At 66.5% G+C, this 12,889-nt stretch carries 9 protein-coding genes; 6 read left to right on the forward strand and 3 right to left on the reverse strand.

The genetic code is table 11. From position 1 onward, the window contains the following. Window positions 1-11 precede the first annotated feature (11 nt). From ACTIFP_RS14975 to ACTIFP_RS14995, 5 genes are all read left to right on the forward strand, one after another. Window positions 12-1,619, forward strand: coding sequence for an alpha-amylase family glycosyl hydrolase (locus ACTIFP_RS14975; protein WP_439569504.1), 1,608 nt, complete (start codon window positions 12-14; stop codon window positions 1,617-1,619). Continuing rightward, the gene (locus tag ACTIFP_RS14980; RefSeq protein WP_439569565.1) at window positions 1,619-3,670 is read left to right on the forward strand and encodes a glycoside hydrolase family 97 protein; all 2,052 of its coding nucleotides are present in this window, start codon (window positions 1,619-1,621) and stop codon (window positions 3,668-3,670) included. The genes ACTIFP_RS14975 and ACTIFP_RS14980 overlap by 1 nt, the downstream gene beginning before the upstream one ends. A 107-nt stretch (window positions 3,671-3,777) precedes the next feature. Beyond that, a complete protein-coding gene (locus ACTIFP_RS14985; protein ID WP_439569505.1) occupies window positions 3,778-5,121 on the forward strand; it encodes a PAS domain-containing protein in 1,344 nt (447 codons plus the stop codon). Between the two features lie 164 nt (window positions 5,122-5,285). Continuing rightward, the gene (locus ACTIFP_RS14990; protein ID WP_439569506.1) at window positions 5,286-9,992 is read left to right on the forward strand and encodes an NAD-glutamate dehydrogenase; all 4,707 of its coding nucleotides are present in this window, start codon (window positions 5,286-5,288) and stop codon (window positions 9,990-9,992) included. A 104-nt stretch (window positions 9,993-10,096) separates the two neighbouring features. Then, window positions 10,097-10,960 (forward strand): ATP-grasp domain-containing protein, encoded by an 864-nt coding sequence (locus ACTIFP_RS14995; protein ID WP_439569507.1) that lies wholly within the window; start codon window positions 10,097-10,099, stop codon window positions 10,958-10,960. On the opposite strand, the gene ACTIFP_RS15000 is transcribed toward ACTIFP_RS14995, so the two are convergent. Genes ACTIFP_RS15000 through ACTIFP_RS15010 form a run of 3 tightly spaced genes read right to left on the reverse strand, consistent with a single transcriptional unit; the run spans window position 10,957 to window position 11,929 of the window. Then, window positions 10,957-11,166: a hypothetical protein gene (locus ACTIFP_RS15000; protein ID WP_439569508.1), complete on the reverse strand. Its 210-nt coding sequence runs from the start codon at window positions 11,164-11,166 to the stop codon at window positions 10,957-10,959. The two genes, ACTIFP_RS14995 and ACTIFP_RS15000, sit on opposite strands and share 4 nt — an antisense overlap. Next, a complete protein-coding gene (locus ACTIFP_RS15005) occupies window positions 11,163-11,420 on the reverse strand; it encodes a ribbon-helix-helix domain-containing protein (RefSeq protein WP_439569509.1) in 258 nt (85 codons plus the stop codon). Before ACTIFP_RS15005 ends, ACTIFP_RS15000 begins: the two co-directional genes overlap by 4 nt. Then, window positions 11,387-11,929, reverse strand: a complete 543-nt coding sequence (locus ACTIFP_RS15010; protein ID WP_439569510.1) for a DUF7010 family protein — start codon at window positions 11,927-11,929, stop codon at window positions 11,387-11,389. The genes ACTIFP_RS15005 and ACTIFP_RS15010 overlap by 34 nt, the downstream gene beginning before the upstream one ends. Before the next feature lie 145 nt (window positions 11,930-12,074). On the opposite strand from ACTIFP_RS15010, the gene ACTIFP_RS15015 reads away from it, so the two are divergent. Then, window positions 12,075-12,818 carry a DUF4019 domain-containing protein gene (locus ACTIFP_RS15015; protein ID WP_439569511.1) on the forward strand — a complete coding sequence of 248 codons (744 nt, stop codon included), beginning with the start codon at window positions 12,075-12,077 and terminating at the stop codon, window positions 12,816-12,818. Window positions 12,819-12,889: the final 71 nt, after the last annotated feature.

Here is a 12,889-nt window from a genome sequence, read left to right on the forward strand (position 1 = left end):
AAGACCAGCCCGTGACCAGCGCCGTGCCGCCATGGTGGAAGGGCGCGGCGATCTATCAGGTCTATCCGCGCAGCTTTGCCGATTCGAACGGCGACGGCATCGGCGACCTGGCCGGCATCACCGCGCGGCTGGGTTATATCGCCTCGCTGGGGGTCGATGCGATCTGGCTGTCGCCCTTCTACCCTTCGCCGATGGACGATTTCGGCTATGACATCGCCGATTATTGCGGGGTCGACCCGATCTTCGGCAACCTCGGCGATTTCGACGCGCTGGTCGCCCGCGCCCATGCGCTGGGGCTGAAGGTCACGACCGACCTGGTGTTCGCGCACACGTCGGACCAGCACGCCTGGTTCGGCGAAAGCCGCACGAGCAAGGATAATCCGAAGGCCGACTGGTATGTCTGGGCCGATGCGAAGGCGGACGGGTCGCCGCCGACCAACTGGCAGTCGGTGTTCGGCGGCCCGGCCTGGACATGGGACGCGCGGCGCGGCCAATATTATATGCACAATTTCCTGGGCACCCAGCCGCAGCTCAACGTGCACAACCGCGCCGTGCAGGATGCGCTGCTCGACGTCGTGCGCTTCTGGCTCGACCGCGGCGTCGACGGCTTTCGCATCGATGCGATCAATTTCGCTATGCACGACCCCCAAATGCGCGACAATCCACCCGCGCCGCCGTCGAACAAGGTCCGCACCCGCCCGTTCGATTTCCAGCAGAAAATCTATAATCAGTCGCACCCCGACATTCCGCTGTTCCTCGAACGCATCCGGGCGCTGACCGACCAATATGACGGCAGCTTCACCGTCGCCGAGGTCGGCGGCGACGATGCGGTGCGCGAGATGAAGCTGTTCACCGCGGGCACAAACCGGCTCAACAGCGCCTATGGCTTTGATTTCCTCTATGCCGACCGGCTGACCCCGCAACTGGTGCGCGAAGCGGCCGAGCAATGGCCCGATGCGCCGGGCATCGGCTGGCCCAGCTGGGCGTTCGAGAATCACGACGCGCCGCGCGCGGTGTCGCGCTGGACCCCCGATGGCGTCGATCCCGCCGCCTTTGCGCGCATGAAGATGGCGCTGCTGTGCGCGCTGCGCGGCAATATCATCATCTATAATGGCGAGGAACTGGGGCTCGACCAGGTCGAAATTCCGTTCGAACTGGTCAAGGATCCCGAGGCGCGCAAGAACTGGCCGCTCACCCTGTCGCGCGACGGTGCGCGCACCCCGCTGCCCTGGGCCGCGGGTGAGGAGCATGCCGGCTTTTCCGCCACCGATCCGTGGTTGCCGCTCGGCCCTGCGCACCGCGAACTCGCGGTCGACCGCCAGCAGGACGACGATCGCTCGCTGCTCAACCTGACGCGGCAACTTGTTGCGCTGCGCGCCGCGCACCCCGCACTGCGCCTCGGCCGCGATGCCGCCTGGATCGCAGAGGGCGACCTGCTCGGATTCGACCGTATTTCCGGCGACCAGCATTTGCGCTGCCTGTTCAACCTCGGCGGCGAGGCGATCGATATTGCCGCGCATGGCAACGACGGTGACGTATTCATCGCGCTGAACGGCGCCGAGCTGGCAAGACTGCCGCCTTGCGGTGTCCTCTGGCTTACACTCGAAGGAAAAACATGATGCGGACTCTGATCGCCACCCTCTCGCTGCTCGCTGCGACCACCCCGGCCGCCGCGCTGGCGCAGAACGCCCGCCCCTCGCAGACCGCGACCTCGCCCGACGGCAGCCTGGTGCTCACCGTATCGACCGACAATGACCAGCGCCCGACCTGGTCGCTGTCGCGCAAGGGCAAGCTGCTCATCGCGCCGTCAAAGCTCGGCTTTCTGATGGCAGACCGCGTCGGCCTGCAACGCGGCTTTGCGATCGAGGGCGCCGAAAAGGCAAGCGCCGACAGCCAGTGGGAATTGCCGTGGGGCGAGCGGCGCTTTGTGCGCGATCGCCACAATGAAATGCTGGTGCGGTTTCGCCAGCATGAAAGCTGGGGCGGGCATGCGCTCAACGTCCGTTTCCGGCTGTTCGACGACGGCATCGGCTTTCGCTACGAACTGCCCGAACAGGCGGGGCTGAAGACCGCAAAGATCATCGACGAGGTCACCGAATTCGACATCGCGGCGCCCGGTACCGCCTGGTGGATCACCGCCGGCGAGTGGAACCGCTATGAACAGATTTATCAAAAGACCCCGATCGACGCGGTCGCCACCGCGCACACGCCGATGACGATGCGGCTCGACGACGGCACCCATCTGGCGTTCCACGAAGCGGCGCTGGTCGATTATTCGGGGATGTGGCTGAAACGCGCCGAGGGGCGGCTGTTCCGCTCGACGCTGTCGCCCTCGTCGCGCGGCCCGCGGGTGATCCGCGAACTGCCGTTCAACACCCCCTGGCGCACGATCCGCATCACCGACGATGCGGCGGGGCTGGTCGAAAGCGACCTCGAGCTCAACCTCAACGAACCCAACAAGCTGGGCGATGTCAGCTGGGTCAAGCCGATGAAATATATCGGCATCTGGTGGGGGATGATCCGCGGCGACTGGAGCTGGGCCGAGGGACCGAACCACGGTGCGACGACCGCGCGCACCAAGCAATATATCGACTTCGCCGCCAAGCACGGGTTCGGCGGCGTGCTGGTCGAAGGCTGGAACAAGGGCTGGGAAAGCAATTGGTTCGGCCACGGCGACGCCTATAGCTTTACCGAGGCATACCCCGATTTCGACCTGAAGGCGGTGACCGACCATGCGCGCAAAAAGGGCGTCACGCTGATCGGCCATCACGAAACCGGCGGCAATATCGCGGTGTATGAAGCCCAGCTCGAAGACGCGATGAAGCTCTATGGCGATCTGGGGGTCCAGGCGGTCAAGACCGGCTATGTCGCCGACGCTGGCGGCATCATCGCGCCGGGTGACGCCCCGGGCGAGACGCGCATGGAGTGGCACGACGGCCAGCGCCAGGTGCAGCATCATCTGAAGGTCGTCGAGACCGCGGCGAAGTACAAGGTGGCGGTCAACCCGCACGAACCGGTGAAGGACACCGGGCTGCGCCGCACCTACCCCAATTGGGTGGCGCGCGAGGGTGCGCGCGGGATGGAATATAACAGCTGGAGCGCCTTTGCGAACGGCGGTCCCGACCATGAACCGACGCTGGTCTATACGCGCATGCTGTCGGGCCCGATGGACTATACGCCGGGGGTCTTGAGCCTCGTCGGCGGCGAAGGGCGGCCGCACGCCTCGACCCTCGCCAAACAGCTCGGCCTTTACCTTGCCATTTACTCGCCGATCCAGATGGCGGCCGATTTCATCGAGAATCTGGAAGCGCACCCGCGCGAGCTGGAGTTCATCAAGGTCGTTCCCGCCGACTGGGCCGACAGCCGCCTGATCGCGGGCGAGGTCGGCGATTATGCGATCTTCGCGCGCAAGGACCGCAATAGCGCCGATTGGTATGTCGGCGGGGTCAACGACGGCACCGAACGCACGCTGACGCTGGGCTTCGACTTCCTCGACGCGGGCAAGACCTATACCGCGACGATCTACAAGGACGGCGAAGGCGCCACGTACCTCACCGAAGCGCGGCACAAGATCGCCTATGAGACGATCAAGGTGAAGAAGGGCGATTCGTACAAGCTGTGGCTCGCCCCCGGCGGCGGCGCGGCAATCCGGCTCCATCCGGGGAAATAGACCCGACCAGATTGCGCGCCGATCGGCGGCTTTCTGGCCATCGTTTACGCGGCTTTTACCAGTTCTGGTGCATGGCATTCCCCGATGTTTATGGCTGGGGATAAATGATGGACAGCATGCGCGGACTGCTTTCGGGCAGCCACGACCAGGACGACGGGGCGATCGATCCGCCCGCGTCGGTCGGTGTCGACGAACGGCGGATGCAGGTGCGCGCCTATAATTACTGGGCGTCGCTGCTCGCCGACCGCGCTTACCCGTCGGTCGAGGATCTCGATCTGGAGGGCGCCGACTTCGGTTCGAACGCAGTGCTGCTCGACTTCACCGCCGGGGTCGAGAATCCCGGCATTGCCTTCGTCGGCGACCGGCTGCGCGCCGAATCGCAGATCGACGAGGATGTCCATTACATCAGCCAGATTCCGGGCCGGTCGCTGCTGTCGCGGCTGACCGACCATTATCTTCAGATCATCGCCAACCGCGCGCCGATCGGGTTCGAAGCCGAATTCGTCAACGATCGCGGCGTCACCATCATGTACCGCGGCATCCTGCTGCCCTTTTCGTCCGACGACGACACGATCGACTTCATCATGGGGGTGATCAACTGGAAGGAAGCGGCGCCCGCCGATCAGGCCGCCGAATTGCAGCTGTCGGTCGAACAGGCGCTGCGTAGCGCCGCGCCGCTGACCGCGCCGGTGCCGGTGTGGGCCGACGGTCCCGACAGCGAACATCTCGACGACGATGTCGACGGCGATGCGGCCCCCGGCTTTGCCGCGCTGGTCGACAGCGCCGACGTGCCAATCGTTGTCGCGGCCGACGAAATCGATGAGGCGCCCGCCGCCGATCCGGGCGCCGATGCCGAGCTCGCCGACTGGCTGGCGCTGGCGCGCGAAACCGCCGAGCGCGCGATTGCTGCCGACAGCCGCAGCCGCGGCGCGCTGTATCAGGCGGTGGCCAAGGCCTGGGATTTCGCGCTGGTCGCGGAGGAGCAGCCCGAAGCCTTTGCCGCGCTGCTCGACGATGCCGGGCTGGCGGTGCAGGACCGCGCGCCGATGACGCCGGTGGTCAAGCTGGTGTTCGGCGCGACCTACGACAAGACGCGGCTGGCCGAATATGCCTGTGTGCTGGGCCACGCCAGGGACGAAGGCGTCGGCCGCGGTGAACTCGCCGCCTATCTCGATCGCTATCCGGGCGGGCTGAAAGGCCTGGTCAAGGACGCGCGCGCGCGCCGCAAGCCCGAGGGCGAGGCCGCGCCCCGGGTCGATGAAAAGCTGGCAGCATTGCGCACTGCGCATCCGGCGATCATCCTCGAGCATGATGCCGGCGACGCCGAATTTGTCGTGCTGATTGCGCGCGCGATGCCGGGCGGCCATATCGGAATCGTCGCCAAGGCGGCGGACGATCCAGCGCTGATCGCCAAATTGGCGAAAAAGGCGGTGCCGATTACCGGCGGCTGAGAGCGTTCACGCAACAGTCGATCCAAAAATTGAAATATTTTAACGTGAGCGCGCGAACGAGGCCTTGAGCCGCGCGCGTCACAGGCGCATAGGGTGGCGAGCGAACGGGCCCCCGCCGATCGTCGGCAGGGATCCCCATCTTTTGGTTCGGGATGCTGCACTTTATGCCTCAAAATTCGTCCGCCACGCCGGAAACGGACACGCCAACCACCGCCACCGCCAAAGTCCCCGCCAAAATCGCCGCCGCCTATCTGGCGGCGCTGCGCGGCAGCGCGCTGCCCGGCGAGGGTGACGATATGGACGCCGCGGCGCTGGCCGACGCCAGCCAGTTTGCCGGGCGCGCGTCGCTGGGCCGCGCCGCCGAAACCCCGTCGCTGCTGCTCGAACCGATGGCCGCCGACGGCACCGACCGCCGCATGCGGCTGGTTATCGTCAACGACGACATGCCCTTTTTGGTCGATTCGACGTCGCAGATCGTCGCGGCGCAGGGGCTGGCGGTCCACCGCATCCTCCATCCCGTCGTCGCCGTGAAGCGCGACGCCAAGGGGCATTTGCTCGCCGCGGGTGAAGGGCCGGACCGCGAATCGGTAATCTATATGGAACTCGAACGCGGCGACGCGCGCGCCCGTCGCCGCCTGCTCGACGCGCTGGAAGCCGCGCTGCGCGACGTGCGCGCCGCGGTTCGCGACTGGCGTGCGATGCGCGCCGCGATGCTCGCCGACGCCGCGATGCGCGTCGAGGGCGAGGCCGCCGAGCTGCTGCGCTGGTTCGAGGGCGGGGCGATGACCCAGCTCGGCCACGAATGGCGGACGCGCGACGGCAAGGTGCATGATTCCCTGGGGGTCAGCGAAAGCGGCGAGACTCAGCTTTTGTCGCCCACCGCGCTCGACGCCGCCTTTGCGTGGTTCGACGGGGGCGGCCAGGCCCCGCTGCTGATCAAATCGAACCGGCTGTCGGCGGTGCATCGCCGCGTGCTGCTTGACCTCGTTATCGTGCCCGAAATGAAGGGCAAGAAGGTTGACCGCCTGTCGATCCATGCGGGTCTGTGGACCAGCGCGGCGCTGTCGGCGCGTCCCGACAAGGTGCCGGTGCTGCGCGCGCAGCTCGACGCGCTGATGACCAAATTCGGCTTCGATCCCACCGGCCACGCCGGCAAGGCGCTCGCCCACGCGCTGACCGCGCTGCCGCACGACCTGTTGATCGCGTTCGACGCCGCCTCGCTCGAAGACCTTGTGCTGACGTCGATGTCGATCACCGACCGCCCGCGGCCCAAGCTGGTGACGGTGCGCAGCGCGCTTGGCCGTCACCTGTTCGCCTTTGTCTGGTTGCCGCGCGACGAGGTGTCGACCGGTCGCCGCATTGCGGTCGAGGCGATGCTGGTGCGCGAAGCGAAGGCGGGGGTCATCGGCTGGACGATGGTGCTCGAGGATGGCGGCGCGGCGCTGCTGCGCTACACGCTCGACTTGCGCAGCGGCGGGGTTGTCCCCGACACCGACGCGCTCAACGCCCAGCTCGAACAGATGGTGCGGGGGTGGCAGCCCGAGGTCGAGGCGGCGCTGGCCAAGCGCGGCGACGCCGGGCGCGCGGCGGCGCTCGCGGCGCGCTTTGCGCCGACCTTTCCGCCCAACTACCGCAACCTCTATAATCCCGAAGAAGCGGCGCGCGACATCTTGCGGCTGCGCGATCTCGACGCCGACAATCCGCGCAGCGTCCGGCTGGCGAAAAAGAGCCTCGACGGCGACGACCGGCTGCGGCTGAAAGTGTACAGCGCGGTCGGCCCGCTCGCGCTGTCCGACGTCGTTCCCGCGCTCGAACATTTCGGGTTTGAGGTGCTCGAGGAAATCCCGACCGCGCTCGGCCACGGCCGCGCCCCGGGGATGGAGAGTGATGACGACGTACCGATCGTCATCCATGATTTCACGCTGCGCCTGCCCGCGTCGGTCGATGAACTGGCGCTGCTGCCCTATGCCGAAGTGCTCGAAGGCGCGATTGCCGCGGTGCTCGACGGCCGCGCCGAAAATGACGCGTTCAACGAACTGGTGCTCACCAACCAGACCGACCCGCGCGCGATCGTCTGGCTGCGCGCCTGGTTCCGCTATTTGCGGCAGGGCGGGTCGGCCTATGGGATGGACACCGTCGTCAGCGCGCTGCGCCATGCCCCGGCGCTGACCGCGGCGCTGATCCAGCGTTTCAGCGCGCTGCACGATCCCAAGGGGCGCGACGCCAAGCGTGCCGAAGCGCTGGACGCCGAGATCCTCGCGGGCTTTGCCGACATCAAATCGATCGACGAGGATCGCATCCTCCGCCTGTTCCACGCCGTCATCGGCGCGACCTTGCGCACCAACGCCTTTGCCCCTGCGGCCGCCGAAGCACTGGCGTTCAAGATCGACTCCAGCCTGGTCCCCGGGCTGCCCAAGCCGCTCCCCTGGCGCGAAGTGTGGGTCTATTCGCCGCGGGTCGAGGGCATTCACCTCCGCGCCGGCCCGGTCGCGCGCGGCGGGCTCCGCTGGTCCGATCGCCGCGACGACTTCCGCACCGAAATCCTCGGCCTCATGAAGGCGCAGCGCGTCAAGAATGCCGTCATCGTGCCGACCGGCGCGAAGGGCGGCTTCTATCCCAAGGCGCTGCCCGACATTTCGCTCGACCGCGATGCGTGGTTCGCCGAGGGCACCGAATGCTACCGCATCTTCATCCGCTCCTTGCTGTCGATCACCGACAATCTGGTCGCGGGTCAGGTCGTGCATCCGAAGGGCGTCGTGATCCACGACGGCGACGATCCCTATTTCGTCGTCGCCGCCGACAAGGGCACCGCGACCTTCTCCGACGTCGCCAATGCGCTGGCGATGGAACGCGACTTCTGGCTCGGCGATGCGTTCGCGAGCGGCGGGTCGAAGGGCTATGACCACAAGGCGATGGGGATCACCGCCAAGGGCGCGTGGCTGTCGGTCCAGCGTCATTTCGCCGAAATGGGCGTCGACGTGCAGAACGACACGATCCGCGTTGTCGGTTGCGGCGACATGTCGGGCGACGTGTTTGGCAACGGCATGCTGCTGTCGAAAGCGATCCAGCTGGTCGCGGCGTTCGACCATCGCCACATCTTCCTCGACCCCAATCCCGACCCGGCGAAAAGCTGGAAGGAACGCGAGCGGATGTTCGCGCTGCCGCGCTCGAGCTGGGCCGATTACAACGCCAAGCTGATCTCGAAGGGCGGCGGTATCTTCCCGCGCAGCCAGAAAAGCATTCCCTTGAGCCCCGAAGTGCAGGCGCTGCTCGGCCTGTCGGTGTCCGAAATCGACCCCGGTTCGCTGATCTCGGCGATCCTGAAGGCGCCCGCCGACCTGCTATGGTTCGGCGGCATCGGCACCTATGTGAAGGCGGCGAGCCAGAATAACGCCGAGGTCGGCGATCCCGCCAACGACGCGCTGCGCGTCGATGCCGAGGAATTGCGCGTCCGCGCGGTGGGCGAGGGGGCGAACCTCGGCACCACGCAGGCGGCGCGCATCGCCTTTTCGGCCAAGGGCGGCCGGATCAACACCGACTTCATCGACAACAGCGCCGGGGTCGATTGTTCGGATAATGAGGTCAATATCAAGATCGCGCTCAACCGCGAGATGGCCGAAGGGCGCCTCGCACAGGAAGCGCGCGACGCGCTGCTGGTGCGGATGACCGATGATGTGTCGGCGTTGGTGCTCGAAGACAACCGCCTCCAGGCGCTGGCACTGTCGATCGCCGAACAGGGCGGATCGGCGGCGGTCGCGTCCTATGTCCGGTTGATGGAGACGTTCGAGACGACGGGACGCCTTGATCGCAAGGTAGAGGGGCTGGCGGCGAACGACGAACTGCTGCGCCGCGCCGCCGAAGGCCGCGGGCTGACCCGCCCCGAACTCGCCGTGCTGCTGTCGACCGCCAAGCTCGCGTTGCAGGACGCGATCGAGGACAGCAGCCTGCCCGACGATCCGGCACTCGGCAGCGACCTTGCCGCGGCCTTTCCCGCCGAAATGCAGCGCGATTTTGCGGGCGCGATCGCCGATCACCAGCTGCGCCGCGAAATCATCGCGACCAAGCTGGCGAACCGCATCATCAACCGCATGGGCATCGTCCATCCGTTCGAACTGGTCGAGGAAGAAGGCTGCGCGCTCGGCGACATCGCCGCGGCGTTCGTCGCGGTCGAGCGGCTGCTCGGCATGTCCGCGATCTGGGACGCGCTCGACGCGGCGAAGATCGACGAAAGCGTGCGCCTGTCGCTGTTCAGCCAGGCGGCGTCGGCGATGACCTCGCAAATGGCCGACCTGCTCCGCGTCACGCAAACGCTGGCGCAGGCGGGGCCGGTCGTCGCGCGGCTCGAGCCCGGGGTCGATCGCCTGAACGCCAGCGTCGACGGGCTGCTCAGCCCGTCGGTCAAGCGCCAGTGGGACATGCTGACCCAGCAATTGCTCGACGCCGGCGCACCCGAAACGCTGACCGCCGCGGTCGTTCGCCTGTTCAAGACCGACGGCGCGATTGGCATCGTCGACCTGGCCGAACGGCGCGGCGACGACGAGGTCGCGGTGACCCACGCCTTCACCCATCTGGGCGAGGCGCTCGGGCTCGATTGGGCGCAGACGCTGGCGGCGCATATGAGCCCCGCCGATCCGTGGGAGCGCCTGCTGGTCAACAGCCTGGCGCGCGATTTCCAGCAGATGCGGCTGACCTTCCTTGGCCAGTTGCCGAAGGGCGATCTCGATACCGCGGTGACCAAATGGCTGACCGAGCACGCCCCGCGCGTTGCCCAGTTCCGCGCCACGGTCGATCGCGCCCGGACGATCCCCAACCCGAATGGCGCGATGCTGTCGCATATTGCGGGGCAGGCGCGCGGATTGTTGGGGCGGTAGATATTGCCGTCATTGCGAGCGCAGCGAAGCAATCCAGAGTGCGCGTAAACCGCTCTGGATTGCTTCGCTGCACTCGCAATGACGGATTTTAAGGTGGTCCTGAAATGCCTTTTCAACCCCGCGTCGCGATCCTTGTCCCGGCATCCGATTATCACGAAAACTGGCAGCCCGCCTTTGCCCGCAAGGCGGCGGCGCTGACTGGCGCCGGGCTGATCGTCGAACAACGGGTGTGGACCAATCCCGGCGATCTGTCGGGTCACGACCTGATCCTGCCGCTCTTTGCCTGGGGGTATCAGCGCGATGTTGCGGCGTGGTACGCGCTGCTCGATCGGCTGGAGGCCGAGGCGCTGCCGGTCGCCAATCCGGTACCGGTGCTGCGCTGGAACAGCGACAAGGCGTATCTCTCCGAGCTCGGCGCCAAGGGCGTTGCGGTGGTGCCTACGGTCGAGGTCGCGGCGCTGGGCGATACATCACTGGCCGCCGCGCGCGCCGAACTCCACGCCGACGAAGTCGTCATCAAGCCTGCGATTTCGGGCGGCGCCGACGGTACCCACCGCATCGCCGCGAACGGTGCGATCCCCGCCGATGCGCTCGGCCAGCGCCGTCTCGTCCAGCCGCTGATGCCAGGCATCCTGACCGACGGCGAATTTTCGTTGTTCTTCTTTGCCGGCCGCTTCAGTCACGCGATCGTCAAGCGCCCCGCGGCGGGCGACTTTCGGGTGCAGGAACAATTCGGCGGGCGCGAGACAGCGTGGGATGCGACCACTGACGCACAGGCGCTCGCCGCCGCCGCGCTGGCGGCCGCCCCGGCGCCGCCGGTTTACGCCCGCGTCGACATGGTCGGCGACGCGGCGGGCACGCTCCGCATCATGGAACTCGAACTGATCGAACCCTCGCTGTTCCTGCATCACGCACCCGACAAGGGGGCGGCGTTCGGGTTGGCCGTGGCGCGGGCTTTGCTCGGTTAATCGGACGATTCAATGTGCAGGATGGTCGCGTGCCAGACAAAGACCATGAACGCGATAAAGATTAGCCATCCAGCGATATTCATCAGTAAATTGTTGGTCGATCCCGATATTATCTGCGACCCAATATCGACAATCATCGCGATGAACGCACCAGCAGCTATGATCGGAGCGATGATATTTGTACTTTGACGAACAAGTTTCTTCATCGCTCCCGCCACAACCATTGCCGGATCGCGGACGTCAGGTTCGGCGGATCGTCCGCCTCCATCCGCTCGACATCGATCCGCGCGACGAGCGCGTTGAGCGGGAGGGCCTGCTTTGCCGCTTCGGCCTCCAGCGCGTCCCAGAACATCGGCTCCAGGCTGATCGAGGTCGGATGTCCCGCGATCGTCACCGACCGTTTGACCGGGGGATGGAGCGGCGCGCTCAACGGCGCGCGCGCCAGCGGTGCAGGATCCACGGCGCTGCCGCCAATTCGATGGCGCCGACCAGAAAGCCGAGGTTCAGCGGCAGGCCAAGGCCGAACAGCGCCAGCCCGGCAACCAGCAGGATCGCGGCGCCCAGCACCCAATAGGCGATCTCGCCATACAGGGTGCGAAACAGGAAATAGCGCGCGCCGACAATCGCCGCGAACACCGGAATCGCCAGGTCGGGCGCGCGCACGAGCAACACCCAGGCGATCATGATGCCGACGAACAGCGGGATCGTCGCTTCGATCGCCAGCGTTTCGAGCGGCTTGCCGATGCTGGCCTTGGGGGCACGGAAGGCGATGCGCTCGATCAGAACGCCGAGCGGGTGGATCGCCATGCCGCCAAAAAACAGCGCGGCAAAGGCGGCGGTGATGCCGTGAAACAGCCACACTGCGCCGGCGACGAGCCAGACGAGGCCCGAGACGAAGACGCCGGGCGCGCCGCCGGCGTAGGCGCGGGCAAGGTCATGCTGCGCGGCGGTGAGGAGGGTGTCGGTCATGCCTTGGGTGTAACGGCTCGATTGGTGACCGCAAGCACGGCGGCGGTGGTTCGGGCCCGGCCGCCACCCAAAATATTTGGGGTGGCCCGGATTTTCGGCGCTGCCTAAACTGGCAAATCGACGCGGTGCAAATGCAGGCAGGGTCATGACCGGATTTCAGGCGCTCACTGAAAAGGAAAAGGAAAGCTTGCGCCTGCTGGTTGACGGACATGACGCAAAATCGATGGCGCGCCATCTGGGACTGTCGGTGCATACGATCAACGAACGCTTGCGCGATGCGCGGCGCAAGATGTCGGCGTCGAGCAGCCGCGAGGCGGCACGCCAGCTACGCGAGATCGAGGCGCGGCCCCCCGAAATATTGGGGGACAAGGCTTTGGGGGAAGCCGCCCCCGCCCCCGCCATGGCAGAGCTTGCTGCACCCGCCGAAGCGCGCCGCATGGTGCGGCCGTCCGGCTGGCTTGCAGGAGCGATCATTATGTCATTCAGTCTTGCCGTGCTGGCCTTTGCTGCGCTGTCCGGAAGCGCCGATACGCCCGCCAGGGCGCCCACGACCGCCCAAGCCGAAAGCGCCGCGGTCGCCGCGGCGCGCGACTGGCTCGCGCTGGTCGAAAAGGGCGACTGGAACGGCAGCTGGGCGGCGACCGGGGCGTCGTTCAAGGCGCTCAACACGGTTGAGACCTGGACGCGGGTGGCGCAGCAGGTGCAATTGCCGCTGGGGGCGGTGAAGTCGCGGGTGCTGGTGACCGAAGAGTCGGTGCCCGCGCCGCCCTATGGCTATCAGTTGGTCAAGTTCCGTACCGATTATGCGAACAAGGCGGGGGCGATCGAAACGCTGTCGCTGGTCCGCGAGGGCGGGCAGTGGCGCGTGGTGGGGGTGACGATCGAATAGGGGGCGGAACGGATCGGAAATCTGACCCGCCCTCTCTTCCCGTTCGTGTCGAGCGAAGTCGAGACACGCCG

Origin of the sequence: Sphingopyxis sp., from assembly GCF_051861155.1 — a bacterium.
Classification (GTDB): Bacteria; Pseudomonadota; Alphaproteobacteria; order Sphingomonadales; family Sphingomonadaceae; genus Sphingopyxis.